At 42.5% G+C, this 20,272-nt stretch carries 21 protein-coding genes and 1 tRNA gene; 6 read left to right on the top strand and 16 right to left on the bottom strand.

Annotated elements, in window-relative coordinates; all coding sequences use genetic code 11:
- Positions 1–341 precede the first annotated feature (341 nt).
- From dnm_RS09835 to mobA, 5 genes are all read right to left on the bottom strand, one after another.
- A complete protein-coding gene (locus dnm_RS09835; RefSeq protein WP_207682483.1) occupies positions 342–1,241 on the bottom strand; it encodes a nickel/cobalt transporter in 900 nt (299 codons plus the stop codon).
- Entirely contained in the window at positions 1,234–1,860 is a 627-nt protein-coding gene (locus tag dnm_RS09830; protein WP_207682482.1) for a DUF1007 family protein, read from the bottom strand. Before dnm_RS09830 ends, dnm_RS09835 begins: the two co-directional genes overlap by 8 nt.
- Before the next feature lie 53 nt (positions 1,861–1,913).
- Positions 1,914–2,144, bottom strand: a complete 231-nt coding sequence (locus tag dnm_RS09825) for a YgiT-type zinc finger protein (RefSeq protein ID WP_207682481.1) — start codon at positions 2,142–2,144, stop codon at positions 1,914–1,916.
- A 452-nt stretch (positions 2,145–2,596) separates the two neighbouring features.
- Complete coding sequence (locus tag dnm_RS09820; protein WP_207682480.1) at positions 2,597–2,956, bottom strand: molybdenum cofactor biosynthesis protein MoaE; 360 nt, start codon at positions 2,954–2,956, stop codon at positions 2,597–2,599.
- Between the two features lie 25 nt (positions 2,957–2,981).
- Positions 2,982–3,614, bottom strand: a complete 633-nt coding sequence (gene mobA / locus dnm_RS09815) for a molybdenum cofactor guanylyltransferase (protein WP_207682479.1) — start codon at positions 3,612–3,614, stop codon at positions 2,982–2,984.
- A 463-nt stretch (positions 3,615–4,077) separates the two neighbouring features.
- Between mobA and dnm_RS09810 the strand changes: the two genes are divergently transcribed.
- From dnm_RS09810 to dnm_RS09800, 3 genes are all read left to right on the top strand, one after another.
- Positions 4,078–4,431 (top strand): DRTGG domain-containing protein, encoded by a 354-nt coding sequence (locus dnm_RS09810; protein WP_207682478.1) that lies wholly within the window; start codon positions 4,078–4,080, stop codon positions 4,429–4,431.
- A gap of 328 nt (positions 4,432–4,759) precedes the next feature.
- The gene (locus dnm_RS09805) at positions 4,760–6,043 is read left to right on the top strand and encodes an NYN domain-containing protein (protein WP_207682477.1); all 1,284 of its coding nucleotides are present in this window, start codon (positions 4,760–4,762) and stop codon (positions 6,041–6,043) included.
- Between the two features lie 544 nt (positions 6,044–6,587).
- Positions 6,588–6,663 (top strand) — tRNA-Glu (locus dnm_RS09800).
- 473 nt (positions 6,664–7,136) lie between these two features.
- Here the strand turns inward: dnm_RS09800 and dnm_RS09795 are convergent.
- The 4 genes from dnm_RS09795 to dnm_RS09780 form a co-directional block, all read right to left on the bottom strand.
- The gene (locus dnm_RS09795; RefSeq protein WP_207682476.1) at positions 7,137–7,493 is read right to left on the bottom strand and encodes a hypothetical protein; all 357 of its coding nucleotides are present in this window, start codon (positions 7,491–7,493) and stop codon (positions 7,137–7,139) included.
- Positions 7,494–7,539: 46 nt separating this feature from the next.
- The gene (locus dnm_RS09790; RefSeq protein WP_207682475.1) at positions 7,540–8,214 is read right to left on the bottom strand and encodes a PDZ domain-containing protein; all 675 of its coding nucleotides are present in this window, start codon (positions 8,212–8,214) and stop codon (positions 7,540–7,542) included.
- Positions 8,215–8,287: 73 nt separating this feature from the next.
- Positions 8,288–8,803 carry a metallophosphoesterase gene (locus dnm_RS09785; protein ID WP_207682474.1) on the bottom strand — a complete coding sequence of 172 codons (516 nt, stop codon included), beginning with the start codon at positions 8,801–8,803 and terminating at the stop codon, positions 8,288–8,290.
- 402 nt (positions 8,804–9,205) lie between these two features.
- Positions 9,206–9,607, bottom strand: a complete 402-nt coding sequence (locus dnm_RS09780; RefSeq protein ID WP_207682473.1) for a GatB/YqeY domain-containing protein — start codon at positions 9,605–9,607, stop codon at positions 9,206–9,208.
- A 248-nt stretch (positions 9,608–9,855) separates the two neighbouring features.
- Between dnm_RS09780 and dnm_RS09775 the strand changes: the two genes are divergently transcribed.
- From dnm_RS09775 to dnm_RS09765, 3 genes are all read left to right on the top strand, one after another.
- The gene (locus dnm_RS09775; protein ID WP_207682472.1) at positions 9,856–12,087 is read left to right on the top strand and encodes a hypothetical protein; all 2,232 of its coding nucleotides are present in this window, start codon (positions 9,856–9,858) and stop codon (positions 12,085–12,087) included.
- Positions 12,088–12,616: 529 nt separating this feature from the next.
- Positions 12,617–14,761 carry an ATP-binding protein gene (locus tag dnm_RS09770; RefSeq protein WP_207682471.1) on the top strand — a complete coding sequence of 715 codons (2,145 nt, stop codon included), beginning with the start codon at positions 12,617–12,619 and terminating at the stop codon, positions 14,759–14,761.
- Positions 14,742–16,316, top strand: a complete 1,575-nt coding sequence (locus dnm_RS09765) for a DUF3369 domain-containing protein (protein WP_207682470.1) — start codon at positions 14,742–14,744, stop codon at positions 16,314–16,316. The genes dnm_RS09770 and dnm_RS09765 overlap by 20 nt, the downstream gene beginning before the upstream one ends.
- 243 nt (positions 16,317–16,559) lie before the next feature.
- On the opposite strand, the gene dnm_RS09760 is transcribed toward dnm_RS09765, so the two are convergent.
- The 7 genes from dnm_RS09760 to dnm_RS09735 form a co-directional block, all read right to left on the bottom strand.
- Positions 16,560–16,700 carry a hypothetical protein gene (locus tag dnm_RS09760; protein WP_207682469.1) on the bottom strand — a complete coding sequence of 47 codons (141 nt, stop codon included), beginning with the start codon at positions 16,698–16,700 and terminating at the stop codon, positions 16,560–16,562.
- Positions 16,701–16,849: 149 nt separating this feature from the next.
- Positions 16,850–17,209, bottom strand: a complete 360-nt coding sequence (locus dnm_RS09755) for an AAA family ATPase (RefSeq protein WP_207682468.1) — start codon at positions 17,207–17,209, stop codon at positions 16,850–16,852.
- A 43-nt stretch (positions 17,210–17,252) separates the two neighbouring features.
- Positions 17,253–17,468 carry a type II toxin-antitoxin system HicB family antitoxin gene (locus dnm_RS09750; RefSeq protein ID WP_246556279.1) on the bottom strand — a complete coding sequence of 72 codons (216 nt, stop codon included), beginning with the start codon at positions 17,466–17,468 and terminating at the stop codon, positions 17,253–17,255.
- Positions 17,465–17,719, bottom strand: a complete 255-nt coding sequence (locus dnm_RS09745) for a type II toxin-antitoxin system HicA family toxin (RefSeq protein WP_207682467.1) — start codon at positions 17,717–17,719, stop codon at positions 17,465–17,467. The genes dnm_RS09750 and dnm_RS09745 overlap by 4 nt, the downstream gene beginning before the upstream one ends.
- A gap of 288 nt (positions 17,720–18,007) precedes the next feature.
- A complete protein-coding gene (locus dnm_RS09740; protein WP_207682466.1) occupies positions 18,008–18,349 on the bottom strand; it encodes a toxin-antitoxin system TumE family protein in 342 nt (113 codons plus the stop codon).
- The gene (locus dnm_RS31235; RefSeq protein ID WP_276571872.1) at positions 18,303–18,437 is read right to left on the bottom strand and encodes a hypothetical protein; all 135 of its coding nucleotides are present in this window, start codon (positions 18,435–18,437) and stop codon (positions 18,303–18,305) included. Before dnm_RS31235 ends, dnm_RS09740 begins: the two co-directional genes overlap by 47 nt.
- A gap of 234 nt (positions 18,438–18,671) precedes the next feature.
- Positions 18,672–20,261 (bottom strand): restriction endonuclease subunit S, encoded by a 1,590-nt coding sequence (locus dnm_RS09735; protein ID WP_207682465.1) that lies wholly within the window; start codon positions 20,259–20,261, stop codon positions 18,672–18,674.
- Positions 20,262–20,272: the final 11 nt, after the last annotated feature.

Raw genomic sequence — 20,272 nt, 5'->3', positions numbered from 1 at the left:
AGCGGAACCGGCCATTTTTTTTGCCACGAAGGCACGAAGTATCACGAAGTGTCTTTGTGGTTACTTTGTGTCTTTGAGTCTTTATGGCTGATTTTTTTGGATAAAAAGCGGAACCGGCCATTTTTTTTGCCACGAAGGCACGAAGTATCACGAAGTGTCTTTGTGGTTACTTTGTGTCTTTGAGTCTTTATGGCTGATTTTTTTGTATAAAAAGCGGAACCTGCCATTTTTTTTGCCACGAAGGCACGAAGTATCACGAAGTGTCTTTGTGGTTACTTTGTGTCTTTGAGTCTTTGTGGCTGATTTTTTCGAATAAAAAGTACTTAAAAGGAAATTGAAAATTAAGCAAGGGTTGCTGCAAGAAAAATCAGCCCCAGCGAAGTCACCAGCAGTGCTGTTGTCGTTTCTGTGATGAGTTCTATGGTGTGAGTCAGTCTTTGTCTGCGTTCTAATGATCCTAAGACAAAATTCTTACTGGCAAGTGCCGCAACAACCACCGCTGAAATGGTCACTGCCATGCCCAGTGTCAGAGAAAGTGCAAGCAGCACCCCCAGACCGGGCATATTCAGTGAAAGGGAAAAGAGCATCACCAGAACCACCCCCGGACAGGGAACCATTCCCAGAATCAGCGCCATTACCACCGGCCCTTTCCGGCTTTCTTCAGAACAACTGTCCTGGTCCTGGTCGTTGTTTCTCCGGTACCACGACATCAGACTTCTGATCAGCAGCCCTGCTCCCAGAAGTGCGATAAGGCTGTAGCTGATAATCTGTGTCTTATGGCTTATGCTTTCAAAAGAACCTGTGACTCCTTTTTGGATAATAAAATGCAGAATCAGCACCAGGCATATGGCAGACAGTCCATGAAAAAAGGCAACAAGATTACCGAACAGCAGACCGCTGCCTAATTTTCGGTTACCCGAGGCCATGTATGACATGGCCACGGCTTTTCCATGCCCCGGCCCGGTTGCGTGCAGTACGCCATAGGCAAAGGCAATGATTATCAGAAACAACAGCGGTCTGAGATTTCCGGTTTTTTTAGCCTCCCTTGCCAGACTGCTCATTTCCTGATTCAGTTGGTGCTGCCAGAACACTATTCGGGCAAGAAAAGGATTGGGCAGACTCGGAGCCGGGGAAACTTGCGGAGACTTGCCTTTGGAGGTGAAAGGGTTCTGTGCGTTTACCGGAGCTGCCCCGTTCGGCAATGATAACAGTATTAACGTAAGCAGAATTATTTTACTCATTTTTTAATCGGAAGTTTAATATTAATTCCCAGGGATGAAGCATATCGTAGTAATAGGAGGTTTCCTGGTTCTTGGCAATGGTGCTGCTTATTTCAAAACCTGACCCGCTTTCAATGCTCACTGGCTGATTTTCAGCAAAGAACACAGCGGTGTAATAAGTGGGATCGTACAGCGACATGGCGATTTTCCTGAAAGCTTTGCCGGATTTGACATGACAGGGAATGAAAAATTCATAAGATAGTTTCCCTTCATTCAGAAAGGCCGAGAATTCACGAACATATTTGACCTTGAACGGTTTTTCGTCAATCCTGATGAAACAGAAATAATCATGGTCAGCCAGATAAGAAAAAGCTTCTTTCTTAATAAGAGCGATTTCCGGTTTTTCCAGTTTGCCATTGTGGTTCTGATCGTAATCTCCCGCGATCATGCTGCTGAACATTTCGTCAAATCCCCATTTCACGCGAATTCCTGCCAGTCCTTCGTCATCAAACACAGACACCAGTCTGGTGACAACGAAAACATGGGGATGAGAAAGTGCTGTCCGAGGCAAGATTACTGGCACGACAACCAAAAAAAAGATCACCAACAGTCTGAATCGGAGTTTTTGTATTTTCATCATGTGATCTTTATTAACAGAAGTTCTGCAACATATCAAGAGGCGCATTGTTTTTTTTAAGCATATGCACAATCCAATACCGGAAATTTGAAAGTCTCTTCAACAAATTGTTTGTTTCTGATTTTTTCAAACAGTTGCTGACTGACTTCCGGTGAAAGAATTTTTTCTCCGCATACCGAACATTCTTCATACATGACATTTCTCACAAAATACAGCTTTTCGCCGATTCTGAGGTCAATGCTTCCTTTTTTCCTTATCATTTCATTATTACAGGCTGCACAGTTCATTAGAGTTGTTCCTAAATAAATAATGCCACAAAGACACGAAGGCGCGAAGGCTCACGAAGGGTCTTCGTGTCTCTTTGCGCCTTCGTGTCTTCGTGGTGTCATGAGCCGCGCGTCGCGTCATAATGACAGTGAGCCGGGAAGCTTACTTATTTGGGAACAACTCTATTATTTTATCTTTTTTTTTAAAATCGTTGTCCCATAAATACCTAACCACTCGATGATCAAGTTTTTTTGACCCGATTCGGACAAACAGCCTGTCATTCCTGCGAAAGCAGGAATGACAGAAAAAAACTTGATCATCGAGTAACCATAGTTTTTCGATATTTACCCGGGGAAAAAACCCGGCTTTTTCCGGCGGGAGGACACTTGGTCCGGGGAAAAAAGCCGGGTTTCTCCGCAGTCCCGCGCACAGCCCGGAAACTTTTCGATAGGCCGATTCTTTGAAAAAATATTCACACAAAAAACTCTGTCTTTTTCGTCACGGTTGTCTTAATGGCGTTGATTGTGTCATGCATGGCCGGAATTACATTGTCCCGGATGTCACCCGCGACCACCAGAAACATGACATCATCTCCGAGAGACAGTTCTCTGTCTCCGGCGATTTCCACAAGTATTTCAACGATTCCGGGCCTTTTTTTATGCTCCTGTATTATCTGTTGCAGTTTTTCATGATCCACGGCAATTTTCAGACCGGATACTTTTCTGCCGTCCCGTGATGTGCCCCGGACAATGCCGTTATGGCACAAAATCATTCCCACTTTTTCGTAATCCGGATGTTTTTTAACAGTTTCGATAAGGTGTGCAAGGTTCATTATGATCTCCTTTCGGGGTAACGAATCAGGATGCCTGCGAAATTTTGGAAATTTCACAGGTCTGTTCAATAATTTTTTCGGCTTTTGCCAGTTCATCAGGTGTATTAACATTAAAAAAAGATATCAGTTCAGGATCATGTTCCCGCAAAATGTTTTCAGGAACTTTTTTTACGCGGACTTTTTTGAAGAAGCCCTGAATCTTCAGCTTTTTCTGAACAAGATGCTGTTCCACCGGGTTAATGCAATTTTTTGAATACACCGCGCAAAGCGCCTGATATCCTGCCGAAGTTTCCGGTATGACCACATCAAAGCGCGGTTCAATTTCATCAATGAGGGTTTCAACCATTTCTTTTTTCAGGAAAGGTGTGTCACAGGCAATAAAAAACACATAAGGATTTGTTGCGCAAAGAAGCCCGGCATGTATCCCTGTCAGAGAGCTTCGGATAGGAAAAATATCTGTTGTGATCGTAATATCCCAGTCAAGATACTGAAGCGGGTCATTGGTGACAAGAATCGTTTCTTCGAACAGGTCATTAAATACGCTGTATATACGGTCAAAAATGCGCATTCCCCCGACACGGACAAACGCTTTGTTTATTCCTGAAAAACGTGTGTTTAATCCTCCGGCCAATATCACGCCGCTACATGGAAATTTCATTACTACCCCTTTTTTAAATGAAATTCGAAATCCGCCGCGTTATCGCTCTTGTTTCGAATTTCGATATTCTGATTAATTTAAAATTATCTGATACAAAAAATATCATCTGAAATCAAGGTAATTTCAAAGAATTTATCTGAATAATTCTGAGTATCCGGGGGATTTTAAAATCAGGAATTTTTATAAAAACAAAAAGGTTATAAAAAATATCCGAACCATTGGTTTAAAAGCTGCAATCGCTTCAGGGAGGTTCAATTCATGTTCTGACAGTGTTTTCCATTGACACATAAACGCCTCTATAATATTCTTTAGAAAATTTGGTCATGATCATCATTTCAGCTAACCTGCCCCTGCCGGATTAGCAAACCCGGACAAACACCTTGAATTTGTCAATTCAAGACGAGCAAAACAAACCAAAGGCGGAAACAGTTTTTAAGCCATATAAAGAAAAATGGTATTTTTAATGAAACTATTTGAAATCGTTGATATTCTTGACGCATCCGTTCTGACAGGCAAAGACCAGATGGACAGGGAATTCTTTACAGCCGGTGCCAGCGACTTAATGAGTGACATTTTGGCAAAGCTTGCGGATGATTGTGTGTTTCTGACAGGACTGACCACTGTACAGGCGATCAGGACAGCAGCAGTGTCCGGGGTGGGTGCTGTGGTTTTTGTACGGAATAAAATTCCCCCTCCGGAAGTGATTGAGATGGCCAGGGATGAAGATATTTCTCTTTTATCAACAGCGTATTCCATGTTCGTTTCCTGTGGCAGACTGCATGCTCATGGAATGACGGGTCTGGACGGAACCAGATAGAAAAAAAGCTTCGCCGGGGGGCAGTGCGGCTAAAAGGGGAAAGTATGCTGTCTCCGATGATGAAGCAAAACAGATTCGCAGATTAGCCTGTATGGGGAGCCTTGCTGTTGAAAATGCAGACGACCTGAAGAAAAAGCCTGTGAATCCCAATTCATTGCTTTTACTGAAATTGAGGATTCAGGTTAACCAGTTATAAATTTTTCAATTCCTATTTCCTGATTCTTTTGCTTTTTTTTGTCGGTGAGGAAATTCTCCTTCGCCTGTCCCGGCCAACTAATTAAGAACAAACAACTTTCCATGTCAGATGCCTTAATCAAGGAGTTTACCAATGAGATTCAATACAGCCGTGTTGTATGACATAGAAAATTTGCTTAAAGGATACAATTTCAGCCAAAGTTTTATAGACAGAATTTCACTGAAAGAGATATATGAAAGCATAGAAAAGGTCGAAAAGGTTGGAAATGTAGCCATTCAGAGAGCTTATGCGAATTGGAGCGATCCGAGATTAAATGTGATGAAGGGAGACATTGTAGAATTAGGTATAGATCCGATACAAATATTCGGCTTTTCAAGAGGGGTTCAGAAAAATGCAGCGGATATTCAGTTGGCAATTGACGCGATTGATCTGGCGCATACCAAACTGGCGATAGAGGTGTTCGTGGTCGTGTCCGGTGACGGGGGATTTGCATCTCTTGCCAAAAAGCTTCATGAATATGGCAAAATTGTGGTGGGATGTGCATATAAAAAATCAGCCAATCGGATTCTTGAAGCGGTTTGCGATGATTTTGTATGGATTAATGATCCTGATGATATGGATGAGGAAGAAAAGATTTCCAGGGGAAGTGATTTTAAGGATCCGATTCTCATCAAAATGTCAAAAATGTTAAGTCCGGTCAAGGTTGAAAATAAGGAGCAGATGGTCTCGGAATCTAAGAAAATTCTGAACTGGTTTTATAATGATAAGGAATGTCAGTATTTGCTCAGAAATACAGGCCTGAATATTTCCATCGTCAAACAGGCCCTGGTATATCGTATGCCGGAATTTAATTATCTGAAATTAGGCTTTGTCAAGTATGTAAATCTCCTGCGATTTATATGCAATGGCACAAAGCTCTGTGTCGTTTACAAAGCACCAAGTGAGTACCGAATATCATGTAGCGCTACTGAGATTTCAGGTTTTACAAAACTGGAACCCATTGAAGAAGGGAATATCCATACGACAGAGAAATACAGACAGTTGTTGCTGATTGATCATCCCATATTCAGACTTCCTTCGGAAAGCATCCTTGTTCATGTGGCAGAACGTCTGACACAGAACAGAACACAGGATAAGAGCATAGGATATGTTCTTGATATGCTTGATAATAATTTGTTAAATTATGAGCAGAAATCCATTAAACACGCCTTGTTTTCATTTGTCTCGGCAAATTGCTTTGAACGAAATCCTGAAGAAGCCCCGATTTCAGAACAAAAATTTACCTTAAAGCTTAATGATCCGGATAAAATGATCGAAAAGTTAAAGGAAGAAATGCGTAATAAACTGATAAATCTTTTAGGGGAAATTGATGAGGATGTGTTCAATGACATTTTTCTGATTTCATCGGGCAGTTAGCATTCAGGGAAAAAAAGCAGATATCGTTCCCATGCTTCGCGTCACTACCATCAAGTTAAGCTTCCGGAGTGCGAAAATTATTTTTCGCATCCCTGCAGGAAACTTTTTTTGCCACCCCGGATGAGTCTTAACTTAATGGCAGTGATGCTTTGCCTGGGAATGCAGAAAGCAATCTCGTTCCCATGCTTTGCGTGGGAATGCAGAGCGGACGCTTCGCGTCCTGGTTCCGGCTGTCGTCCGGAACGGGAAGCGTGTGAATTTTCCATCTGCTGATTGTCGGACAGCTTATTTTCAGCAGATCTGAAGTTTTTTTTATAATTGACACGAAAATGCAACACATTTGCCAGTATCAGCCAAGATTATATTGCCGGCGTTTTCGATCTAATGCTTTATATAACAAGGTGTTGGACATAACCGATAAAAAACAAAGCCCCCTTTCAAATCCATCATAACCAGAAAAAAATTTACAGCGTCAAATATTTTGTTGACAAAGCAATATTTCTTATGTATTGAATTCATAACTTTTCGTGATCAGGAAGTTTATGGTCCCATCGTCTAGCGGTCTAGGACGCCGGCCTCTCACGCCGGAAGCCCGGGTTCGATTCCCGGTGGGATCACCAACAATGATTTTAAGGGCTTATCTTCTGATAAGCCTTTTTTGTTTTTGACACGGCAGGTTTTTCCCCTGACTTATTCCTTTTACAGATGTTCAGGAAATAAAATTTTCACTCGATGGTCGGGTTTTCTGACCCGATTCGAACAAACCCCTTGTCATTCCTGCGAAAGCAGGAATCCATTTTTGGCCGATGCCGTGGTTCCGGAAGCTGTGGACTCCTGCTTTCGCAGGCTTCGGCGTGAGTTCAGTCGAACAGAATGACAAAAAAACTTGATCATCGAGATTCAGTAAAATTAAATTCCAGTTATTTTTTTAATTGGTCAGAGAAATTATGCGGCGAAATTTAATTTCTGAAAATTTATATCGTAAAAATTCACCCCTTAAAAAAGGTAGTGTTCTAAAACTGGATATAAATTTATAACCATCTGAATCAATAAAGTAAATATTGATGTATATCCAGATTCAGCCCCCCCTCTCTTATCTTATCCGATTACTCAGTATTTTATTATTCACTTGACGTACAATTTTTGCCAATCTTTCTGAATGCTTGTTTATATTATCAATTGACTCGCTAACTATCTCATTAGCATCAGTCGGCTCAATTAATCTCTGCTCTTCCAAACTCCTGGCACCTGCCAGAATCCCCAGTTCAAAACAAACTTCTTTTACAGCTTCTGCTGATTGCAATACCTTAGTTTGAACCTGTTTTTGCTCTTCGATTGCTGTCAAATAGGAATTAAAAGCCTGTTTTGCATTAAAAACAACAAATAACATACTGATTCCACAGGCTATCAGAAAAAACGAAAGTGAACATTCCAATATTTTTTTAGTCATATCGCCTCGTTCTGTAAATGTTTAAATATAACTATAACTATAAATACTAATACTCAGACGCTTCTTCCGGAATTTTTGCCGTTACAATATGTATGCCAATAAGACCTCCGTTCAAAGTAAACCGCACAGGCTCATGATCACGTAATATTGTCATCTCAACCACCTGATCTTCAGACCGCTTTTTGACCTCTTTTGAAAGCTGCTGCGCGCTCGTGATCTTCACACCATCATACTCAATCACAAGATCATTTTTCTGCAATCCCAATTCTTCGGCCTGGGAGTTTTTATTTATCTTTTTTATCTGAACAACATTAGCGAATTTTCTCCGAGGTTTTTTCTCATTGGTTTTGGTGGGAAATGAAGAAACTTTAGCGTTTGATTTCGGAAGCACAGAGACCCGGTTTAATCTTACATCAGAGAATTCAAACGCGTAATTTGCCTCCCCCAGATATGTGAACAAACGCTTTAGCACATCTTCCGGAGCCTCTCCTTCGGCAGAAAAGGTGATTAACGCATCCTCTCTGTGTTCCAGCCCTTGTATTTTCACCCGGTATTTCTGACGAATTTCTTCCAACACCTCACCCAGAGGCATCTCCCGGGCTTCTAACAGGGCTTTCCCCTCCTGAAGCTCGACAATTAAAAAAGCATCAGCCGCAAATAATGCTGATTCCGGAAAAATAATAATTAAAAACCATATGATAGCGTTAAATATGAGTCTCATAGATTTGTATAAAAGTCATTTGTGATTTGCCCTGAGTTTCATGTTTCATTGCAAACAGGCAGGTTATGACCGTTCAGATGAGTATGTGTTCACATTTTCCGGTTACGATATTTACCAGGGCAAAACCAGGTCTCCCGTCTTTGCCCATGATTTCACCCGGATTCAATAAAAGCGTCTGCCCGATCCTCTCCTCCGTGTATGTGTGAGAATGACCAAAGCAGACCATATCGTATTTCTTACGATAAAGCAGGCCATCCGCGATGACAGGTTCATGTGCAAAACCGATTTTGAATCCGTCCAGTTCGACCTCTCCGGCCATTCTCCCATGCAAGGTGATATGGGAAAAGGTTGTAAGAGAAAACTGAGTTAACAAATGCCGCTCTCCGTCATTGTTTCCAAAGACACCGTGAACGGGAATCTGAGCCTGTTCCAGTTCTTTTAACATAAAAGGTGCCACAAAATCTCCGCAATGAATGATGATCGCTGCGTTTCGTTTTTTTATAACAGCCAGAGCCTTACGCATGTTCCATATGTTATCGTGGCTGTCACTCATAACCGCCACAAGTTTTTCAGGTTCGGAATTTTTCATTATTGTATTAGGATATGATAAAATCTGGCAACAAGTACAGGGAAGTCAGATAAGAAAAGGAAAAAAAACCTTTACCATGAAAATACATTCGGAAAAGCCGGGTTTTTTTGTCTGTTTTCACCACATATTTTTATGACCGGGGGTGAGAATCCCGGGTTTTTTATGAGCATTTCTTATCTGGTTTCGCCATCGTACCTGACTGCGATGATTCTGCTGGGTTGTTCATATGATTTCGGGTTTTTCGAATTTCTCTCACCCCTCATATTCAATTTCAATGCGGTCAGATCGTACTTTTATCTTTCATATTTTTTGCCCGCCTGTAAACGGGCAGGGGAAAATTTTGAAGATTTTGCAAATCTGGCTCTGTGCATTCATGGACAGGATATTTTCAGTAGCTGGCAGTTAAAATTTTTGTAAGACACTTTTGACAGTATTACCATCTGCCGCGGAACCGAAATGCTTCATAATTAACCCCATGGCCTGCATCTTATTTTTAAATTTTGAGAAATCAACATTTTCTTTAATCCAGTCTGCAATTTCTTCTTCCCCGGCCATCTTAGGCAAATAATTCTCTATAATTCTGATGAATTGGGAATCTCCGGCAGCATCCCCTTTTCTTTCCAGCACTTCTTTTTCGGATTTAACTAATTTTTTCAAAATCTTCACAACGTCATCATCTGGAATTTCTTTTTTATCTGATCTTCCGAATTCTCCCATGATCACGCGAATTGTTGCTTTCTTTTCTTCATCTTTTTCTTTAATTGCAGCTGTCAAATCCTTTTTAATTTGTTCCTGAAGTGTCATTTTATTCCTTTCTTTTAAGGACAGTTTCAGTCCCGCAGAAGCGTTTCAAAATTACTGAATATACAAAAATACTGGTATCATATTAATAATAAAATGATACATAATACCTGTCACTCATAATGTCAAGAAACACTTTGCACAATCATATCTTAGAAAGTTCCGGGCGGATCCGGAGTGCAAAAATTTTATTTTTGCAATTGCGAAAAAGCATTTTTCGCACTCCGGAGAAAGTTCCGGGCGGATCCGGAGTGCAAAAATTTTATTTTTGCAATTGCGAAAAAGCATTTTTCGCACTCCGGAGAAAGTTCCGGGCGGATCCGGAGTGCAAAAATTTTATTTTTGCAATTGCGAAAAAGCATTTTTCGCACTCCGGAGAAAGTTCCGGGCGGATCCGGAGTGCAAAAATTTTATTTTTGCGCCTGCGAAAAAGCATTTTTCGCACTCCGGAAAAAATTCCGGGCGGATCCGGAGTGCAAAAATTTTATTTTTGCGCCTGCGAAAAAGCATTTTTCGCACTCCGGAGAAAGTTCCGGGCGGATCCGGAGTGCAAAAATTTTATTTTTGCAATTGCGAAAAAGCATTTTTCGCACTCCGGAGAAAGTTCCGGGCGGATCCGGAGTGCAAAAATTTTATTTTTGCGCCTGCGAAAAAGCATTTTTCGCACTCCGGAAAAAATTCCGGGCGGATCCGGAGTGCAAAAATTTTATTTTTGCGCCTGCGAAAAAGCATTTTTCGCACTCCGGAGAAAGTTCCGGGCGGATCCGGAGTGCAAAAATTTTATTTTTGCAATTGCGAAAAAGCATTTTTCGCACTCCGGAGAAAGTTCCGGGCGGATCCGGAGTGCAAAAATTTTATTTTTGCAATTGCGAAAAAGCATTTTTCGCACTCCGGAGAAAGTTCCGGGCGGATCCGGAGTGCAAAAATTTTATTTTTGCAATTGCGAAAAAGCATTTTTCGCACTCCGGAGAAAGTTCCGGGCGGATCCGGAGTGCAAAAATTTTATTTTTGCAATTGCGAAAAAGCATTTTTCGCACTCCGGAGAAAGTTCCGGGCGGATCCGGAGTGCAAAAATTTTATTTTTGCAATTGCGAAAAAGCATTTTTCGCACTCCGGAGAAAGTTCCGGGCGGATCCGGAGTGCAAAAATTTTATTTTTGCAATTGCGAAAAAGCATTTTTCGCACTCCGGAGAAAGTTCCGGGCGGATCCGGAGTGCAAAAATTTTATTTTTGCAATTGCGAAAAAGCATTTTTCGCACTCCGGAGAAAGTTCCGGGCGGATCCGGAGTGCAAAAATTTTATTTTTGCAATTGCGAAAAAGCATTTTTCGCACTCCGGAGAAAGTTCCGGGCGGATCCGGAGTGCAAAAATTTTATTTTTGCGCCTGCGAAAAAGCATTTTTCGCACTCCGGAGAAAGTTCCGGGCGGATCCGGAGTGCAAAAATTTTATTTTTGCAATTGCGAAAAAGCATTTTTCGCACTCCGGAGAAAGTTCCGGGCGGATCCGGAGTGCAAAAATTTTATTTTTGCAATTGCGAAAAAGCATTTTTCGCACTCCGGAGAAAGTTCCGGGCGGATCCGGAGTGCAAAAATTTTATTTTTGCAATTGCGAAAAAGCATTTTTCGCACTCCGGAGAAAGTTCCGGGCGGATCCGGAGTGCAAAAATTTTATTTTTGCAATTGCGAAAAAGCATTTTTCGCACTCCGGAGAAAGTTCCGGGCGGATCCGGAGTGCAAAAATTTTATTTTTGCAATTGCGAAAAAGCATTTTTCGCACTCCGGAGAAAGTTCCGGGCGGATCCGGAGTGCAAAAATTTTATTTTTGCAATTGCGAAAAAGCATTTTTCGCACTCCGGAGAAAGTTCCGGGCGGATCCGGAGTGCAAAAATTTTATTTTTGCGCCTGCGAAAAAGCATTTTTCGCACTCCGGAGAAAGTTCCGGGCGGATCCGGAGTGCAAAAATTTTATTTTTGCGCCTGCGAAAAAGCATTTTTCGCACTCCGGAGAAAGTTCCGGGCGGATCCGGAGTGCAAAAATTTTATTTTTGCAATTGCGAAAAAGCATTTTTCGCACTCCGGAGAAAGTTCCGGGCGGATCCGGAGTGCAAAAATTTTATTTTTGCAATTGCGAAAAAGCATTTTTCGCACTCCGGAGAAAGTTCCGGGCGGATCCGGAGTGCAAAAATTTTATTTTTGCAATTGCGAAAAAGCATTTTTCGCACTCCGGAGAAAGTTCCGGGCGGATCCGGAGTGCAAAAATTTTATTTTTGCGCCTGCGAAAAAGCATTTTTCGCACTCCGGAGAAAATTCCGGGCGGATCCGGAGTGCAAAAATTTTATTTTTGCAATTGCGAAAAAGCATTTTTCGCACTCCGGAGAAAGTTCCGGGCGGATCCGGAGTGCAAAAATTTTATTTTTGCGCCTGCGAAAAAGCATTTTTCGCACTCCGGAGAGAACACCGGAAAACCTGTTCAGTCTTAATTAAGTCAACAGCATTGACCCCTGACCCCTGGCCCCTGGCCCCTGACCCCTGACCCCTGGCCCCTGGCCCCTGACCCCTGACCCCTGGCCCCTGGCCCCTGACCCCTGGCCCCTGACCCCTGGCCCCTTATAATTCACCGGTGACATTAGCAAATTTTGTGACATGCAGATGTATTACTCAGGATTCTGATCCCGGGGAGCATCTGATTTTTTTCTTGTATCAGTTGTCAATTTGGGATAATAATATATATTTATCGTAAGGATTTTTTTCTTCTTTTGAAAGAATTAAGCTTTCTAACCTTTTGACAAATATAAAAAATCAGAGCTTTTCAAAAAAAATTGCTAATTTCAGCAGATCAAAAAATTTTCGGGCTGTCACAGAGCGGGCACGACGGACGTGGGAGAAACCCGGCTTTTTCCGGACGGGGAGGGTCCCCGTCCGGGAAAAAAGCCGGGTTTCTTTGCAGTCCCGCACACAGTCCGGAAACTTTTCAATCTGCTGAATTTTACCTGTGCGAGCAAAAAAGATTTCCATGCAAATGAATATCCGCTCAAAACTTCTGATGTTTTTTATCCCTCTGATTGTCATTCCCATAGCTGTCACGGGCTATCTGGCAATTTACAATTCCCGGTCCATGTTCAGAGAGTCTGAAAAACTCTCCGCAAGCATCGAACAGTTACAATCCTCCGTAAGTCTTGCAGAGGACAAGATCAGCTCAGTTATTGAAAGTAAGACATTGTTGGATTTCAGATTTTTCAGCCGCCATATCAGACAGAATATTGAACTTCAGGTATCCAATTTGAAAAAAATTGCCACAACCCTTGCCGGCGCAGATTTGGTAAAATCTTATATAAGGGCGGATACAGAAGAGAGGAAACAAATATCAGTCCAGTTGAAATCCTTGTTTGCAAATGTCATCAGGAATTACAACCTTTTGGAAATCAGTATATTGGACACCGCAGGACAGGAGTTGCTGTGTGCGGTTACGGAACCCGTCCCGAAAATCCCTCCTCCGGATTCTGACATCTCTCCCCTTTCCGAAACAATGAAAGATAAATCCGGCGCTGAATGGTTTCAGGCCCGGGTGAATGACAAAGAACCGTTTATTCATACAATGATCTGCTTTGAAACCGTTTCTGATCATTTTCAGCCCGAATCGGTCGTGTCTCTGACCTGTCCGCTCGGACACAAATCCCTGAAAAACACGCCGCGTGACAGAATCACTTCGGGTTATCTCAGACTGGTCATGACAGTCAGACAACTGACCGGTTTTATTATCACTCCGGACTCTGATTTTCATGGGCAGATTATTCTTACCGACTCAGAGAAAGTTATTCTCGCTCATACGGATCCCGCGATGATCGGAACAATATTTGATGATTTTCATCCCCGGCTGGCGGACTATCATATTGTATCACATAAAATGCTGGGAGGGATACTGAATCTCCATGTTCTCATATGGCGGGAAAAAATTTCCCAAAGCTCGTTAGTTGTCAGATCCCTTGCAGGGGCGGTTCACGAAAGGGCAGTTGAGGCAAGAAAAACTTCCCTGGAAATTAAGAAGCGTATCGGCAATATTGAACAGCAGACCATCTTCATCACCTTGTTCGCACTGCTGAGTGCTGTTGCTGTTGTCATTTTTGTATCCCGTAAATTCAGCGACCCCATAACCCGGCTCTCTCACGCGGCCATAAAAATCGCTTCCGGAGACCTTGAAGTCGAACCTGTGGTTGAAAAAAACGCGTCTGTTGAGATTGTCCTTTTGGCGAAAAATTTCAATAAAATGCGGCTCAATCTCAAAAATCAGATTGATAATCTGGACAGACTGGTGGAGGAAAGAACCGGAGAACTGCAAAAAGCCAATCTCGCATTACGGGAATCGCTGGAAGAGCTGCACAGAACCCAGAATCAGCTGATTCAGTCCGGCAAAATGGCTGCCCTGGGTAATCTTGTCGCAGGAGTGGCCCATGAAATTAATACCCCTGTCGGCATCGGTGTGACTGCGGCTTCTCTGTTGGAGGAAAAAACCAGTGAGATGGCCCGGGCTTATTCATCAGGTCAGCTCAAACGTTCAGACTTGGAAAAATACATTAAAATGGCCAGACAGTCCTCGACCTCCATATTGTCAAATCTGGAGAGAGCCTCTGAACTGATCCAGAGCTTCAAACAGGTGGCGGTGGATCAGTCTGTCGAGGAAAAAAGACGGTTCAGATTCAAAAAATATATAGATGAGGTGCTGTTAAGCCTCTGGCCGGGATATAAGCGGACAGGACACACCATCTCTGTCGCCTGTCCGGATGATCTTTTCCTTTACAGTTATCCGGGGGTGTTTATGCAAATTATCACCAACATGGTGGTGAATTCTCTGGTTCACGGTTTTGAAGATATCGAACAGGGAAATATTCAGATCAGCGTGTCAAAACAAGAGGATATGCTTCACTTCCGATACAGTGACAACGGAAAAGGCATGGATGAGGAACATATCAGAAAAATATTTGATCCGTTTTTCACCACCAAACGGGCCAGGGGCGGAACCGGTCTGGGAATGCACATCGTGTATAACCTGGTGACACAAACCTTGAACGGGCAAATCGAATGCTCAAGTATTCCTGGAAAAGGGACTGATTTTTTTATAAGAATCCAGTTGGAGGAGGAGAATGATGTCGCAAAAAAATAATGAGACATTCTTTGATGATGATGATATTCTTTTTGCAGAGGAGACTCCGGATAAAGTTACCGTGACAGATGGCGAAACATGGAAGCTCATGATCGTAGATGACGAGGAGGAGATTCATGATATTACCCGGCTGGCGCTTGAAGATTTTACATTTGAAGACAGGGAACTGACTTATCTGAGTGCGTATTCCGGTGAAGAAGCAAAAAAACTGATCCGTGAGAATTCAGACACATCCGTGATCCTGCTTGATGTGGTCATGGAAACCGAACATTCCGGCCTTGATGTGGTTGAATACATTCGGAAGGAATTGAAAAATTCTTTTGTTCGCATCATTCTTCGCACAGGACATCCGGGTCAGGCCCCGGAAAGAAAAGTGATCACGGAATATGATATTAATGATTATAAACAGAAAACAGAACTGACCGCGAAAAAGCTTTTCAGCAGTGTCACCACCGCAATTCGTTCATACAGGGATTTGAAGACCATTGAAAAGAACCGGCAGGGGCTTGAGGAAATCATTGAGGCATCTGCGAATATCTTCAAACCTCAGTCCTTCCGAATGTTCACGGCCGGTGTGCTGACTTGGCTGACGTCCATTCTGCACCCTGATGACGATTTGCTTCGCTCCCGGATATCAGCTTTTGTCGCCACTCAGGAAAAAGGAGAATTTATTATCATTTCGGCCATCGGATCATTCAGCGAGCATGTTCGTACTCCTGTTTTGAAAGCGGTTCCGAAAGCAGTTGCCCGGGATTTGACATGTGCCATTGAACAAAAGCAAAGTGTTTTTTCTGACAATGCCTACACAGGATATTTTTCGAGCAGTATCGGTTCGGACAACCTGATTTATCTGGAAAGTCCTCATAACCTGGATGAATTGGACAAACGCCTGATTCAGATATTCGCACACAATGTCATCATCGCCCTTGACAATATTTATCTTAATCAGGAGATCGTTGATACGCAGAAGGAGGTTATCACCACATTGGGGGAGGTGGTTGAGAACCGCTCAAAAGAAACAGCCAATCATGTCCTGCGTGTCGCGGAAATGTCCCGCGTCCTTGCCTTGAAAGCTGGCATTGATGAAGAGGAAGCGGAGATTCTGCGGCTGGCCGCGCCAATGCACGATGTCGGAAAGATCGGCATTCCGGATTCAGTTTTGCTGAAGCCCGGCCGTCTGACATCAGAGGAATTTGAACTGATAAAGACCCATACGCTTATCGGGTACAATATTCTCAAAAATTCAAACAGAAGAATCATGAAAACTGCGGCGTTCATTGCCCTTCAGCATCATGAACGGTGCGATGGGAACGGGTATCCCCAGGGACTGAAAAAAGATGATATCCATGTGTTTGTCCGAATTGTGGAAATTATAGACGTGTTTGACGCGCTGTTTCATGACCGGATTTATAAAAAAGCCTGGGAACTTGATCGTATTTTGGCGCTTTTTAAGGAAGAGCGGGGAAAACATTTTGACGCGCACCTTGTGGATTTATTTCTGGAGAACTTAGACGAATTTCTTGCCATTAATGATGCATATCCAGATGACAGATAGAAAAGGATGGGATGCAGGATGTCGCTCCGTTTCTGGTCTGTCAAGCTTCTGGATTATAAAAACCATTGGGGTCTTTGGTCAGAAAGGGGGGAGCAAACAGTTTCCGGTAATCAGAGAGAGTGTCTCTGACAGTAATTTTTCTCAGCAGTGAGCATACCGGACAGTCTTCCGGCCCTATCGGAGGAATGCCTTCGGGAAGCTCTCCGTCCGTAGTCTCACGAACACGCCGGAGCAGGCGCAGAATCAGATGTTCGGAGAAATGAATTCTTCTTTTAAAGTATCATACACATATTCTGTCAGATAATTGTCTAATTTAAAATGATCCTCATCAATGGGTGTGTTGTCAAAAAGACTTTGGTATTTCTGCCAATATTCATGGCGCACATTAAAGTTTTTCAGTTTGGCGACGTGATGATAGCTCCTGAGAAAACAAAAGGTTCCTCCTTTGTCAGCCTCCTTATCCGGTTGCCCGAGTTCATAAGTGAAAACCGGATCAGAATTATCACCGATAAACAGGCTGATTTCTGTGACTGTCAGATCATTGGCCTGCTGGGAAAAGGTGATATGGTGTTAAAACTGACGAGGCTGCCCAGAATCTCGTCTTTCTCATTGCTGTTTCTGAGTGGAATGTTCACTTTAAAAGAGAAGTTTTTTGCAACATCATGACGATAGACAAATTCTCTGAAATTTCCAAGGTCAACAAGGCTCCCTTTGGGCAGAAGCGGTGTTTCTTCTCCTGCTTCGTCCAAGGTCTGCTTGAGCATCAGAACAGATTGCAGGAGCGAACTCTTCCCTGATGAATTCGGGCCGAATATTAACGTGACCGGCCTCACCGGAATGGTCGCAGGGCCGGCAAATGATTTGAAATTGGTTATCTGATATTCACTTATCATAACATTCCTCTGTCCTCTTCACCTAATTTGTTCGGTGAAGCGTCTATGCAAAAGCCAGACGACGACCTTTGGGGACCGGAATCGGATCATCAAATTCTTTGGCAGTGTCAATCCACAGATTCATTGCATCTTTGATATTAGCCAATGCGGAATCATATGTGTCCCCGTGTGCCATGCAACCGGGAAGCTCGGGAACTTCTGCCACAAATGACCGGTCCTCATCGCTCCAATAAATGATAATTTCATATTTGTTTATCATTCTTCAACTCCCAATCTGTATTTCAAAATAATATTTCGGATCTGTTTAACCTGATATGGTTTTGCCTTATTTCCGTCTTTCTGCAAATTTGGCTTTTCCTCAACGCCTTTCTTTCGAAAAATGTGGTGACTGCCCGATATACGCAACTCAAATCCTAAGTGTTGCAGAAGGCTGACCAAATCTGAAAATGAAATATTGGCATCACTTGTGCCCCGAAGTATCTGAAAGATCAGTTTTTCGTATTTCCCCATTATGTTATTTCCAATTTAACTACCTAACCATAAGTTTTCGATATTTGTCCGAGGAAGAAACCCGGCTTTTTTTACAGGAACGATCCGCCGCCCGTGACGGAAAAAGCCGGGTTTCTCCGCTGTTCACAGAAAAAAAAGATGTATAAAAAACTTTTGATCGGGTACTTATGATGCAAAGCATCCCGGCTGTATTTCTATACAGGAATGAAAACGAAAAATTCTCCCCAGCCTACAAATATCCGATGATTTCATCAATGATATCAGATAAATCCGGTAAAGGGGCATGGGTTACCTCACCATCTTTCGTGTGCTTATGTTCCCTGAATCCCAGTGCATGGCGTTATCGTATCGGAAGATCAGCCCGCCGTCCGCATTCTGATAATGATACGCATAACTCAGCCGGTTTATCTTGTATCTGGTGTCAATGTATTCCTTAATGTGCAGAACCGATCTGTCAACAAGAACCGCTTTCACTTTTATATCCAAATGCTTATCCGGGCGTATTTGTTCTCTGATTTCCAACGATTCCGCATACCCGTAATCTTCAAGCTTTTCTATTCCTCTTCGGAATAATGCGAGATAGTTATGAACTGATATTTTCGATGCCTTCCAGAACACGCAGCCGTTCATTTAATTTTACATAAAACTGGTACTCTCCTGCCCATTCCACATATTCCATATCCTCGCCTTCCAAATCTTCGGCAGCCCATTCGTTCATAAAAGTTTCCGAAGAGACATTGTATTTCTTTTCAAATTTTTTCAGTCGGTTTCATGCAAGATTCAGGCCGTGTCTCAGCCGCAGAGTCTCCCTTTCAAGAGCCTCTTCTAAAATTCCCGCAGCCTCCCGGGGTCTGTCAGCTTTCATGGTTATCGTAAGTATTTTTAACTCCTTTCTTCTTTTATGTGATGCGCTTCAGAGTTATCTTGCGAAATGAGCATAAGTTTTATGCGCCTAAATCGCCTGCTTCACCACCGCGTGCATGATTTTTTCATGCAAGGTTTCCCGTTCTTCTATTTTCTTCTCCAGTTCGTCGCACCATGACATGAGCTGGTTTACTTTTTTTACGATGGCTTGTTGTTCGGGGAGCGGGGGAAGAACGGCAATCACTTCATAAAATTCATTTCTGTTCAGACCAGGTTTTATTCCTTTACCCATTTTTTCAAGATTCAATGATTTTAGCAAATAATAGAAAAATGTAAAATCAATATTATCAGATTCTTCAATGTAATACGCCACATCTGTTGTCCAACTTGGATATTCTGAAATATTTAATGCACCTGAAGAACCTTTTCTGCCAACAATAATGGCTCTTTTTTCAGTAAGATATTCATTATAGTGGCCTACAATTCCGTTTGAACCATAGACCGGATACTTACCATTTGGAATACATTGAGATTTTGTCAGACTTGAACCATAAATCATATCACATAGTTTGCCTATCCGACACCATTCCCACCCCACAGGCAAATCAAACAGCTTCTCCTCCTCCGTAATTTCCGGCAAAGGCTTCTGGCGTTTAATCTTCTTCTCTTTTATCAACCGCTCTTTTTCGGCCCGGATGCGTCCCAGCAATTCACTTGCAGGCTCAACATCAGGATTTTGTTTGCGCCAGTTGACAGTGAGTCTGCCCTGCACTGCCAGTTGCAAAATGCTTTGGCGGAGTTGTTTTACGCCCTCTCTGGTTTGGCTGACTTGTGAAAAGTTCTTTTTCAGCAATTGCCATGTTGCCTGCAAATCTTCTTCGTTTGTTGCATTGTTAATACCACCAAACACGGCACTGGCGGCTTTTTGCCGTGTTTCGGCTTTTTTCTGCGCCAGTTCGTGCAAACGGTCTATTTTGGCAAACAGGCTTTCTACTTTTTCTACGATGGCTTTTTGTTCAAGAAAATTTGGAATTGCAATAGGAATTTTATTCAAGTTTCCCTGACTTAACTTTGGTTGAAAACCACCAGTAATAAAAGGTTTCAAATCAATTGCATTAAAAAAGCTTGTCAAGTAAGCAATTGAAGTTTCTTTGATACATTCAAGGATATGAGCATGATTGTTTACCCAGAATTTACCTTTTGCAATAAATGCTATTGGTGTAGAACGTGCAACCAAGTTTGCTCCATCTTCACCAATTAATAAAAATTCACCTTCATAAAGAAAATCGTCAATCTTATCAATTACACCAGATGCGCCATAATAATCATATTCACCCTGTCTTAATTCTCTGTCTTTTTTAGAAAGTGGGATTCGTTCACCATCTCGATTAAGGGCATATTTCCCCAACCGACACCACTCCCACTCCTTCGGCAATTCAAACGGCTTTTCCTCCTCCGTAATTTCCGGCAAAGACTTCTGTCGTTTAATTTTCTTCTCTTTTATCAACCGCTCTTTTTCAGTCCGGATGCGTTCCAGCAATGCGCTTGCAGGCTCAACATCAGGATGCTGTTTGCGCCATTCCTCTGTGAGTTTGCCCTGCACCGCCAATTGCAACACCAATTTTTTAAGCTGCTCCGCATTCTGGGGCGTGGTGGTCAGTTGTTTAAAATTATTCAATAAAATATTCA

This window comes from Desulfonema magnum (assembly GCF_017377395.1).
GTDB classification, from domain to species: Bacteria; Desulfobacterota; Desulfobacteria; order Desulfobacterales; family 4be13; genus Desulfonema_C; species Desulfonema_C magnum.
The sequence above is the reverse complement of the archived record's forward strand: the minus strand, read 5'-3'. Positions and strand labels throughout refer to the sequence as shown.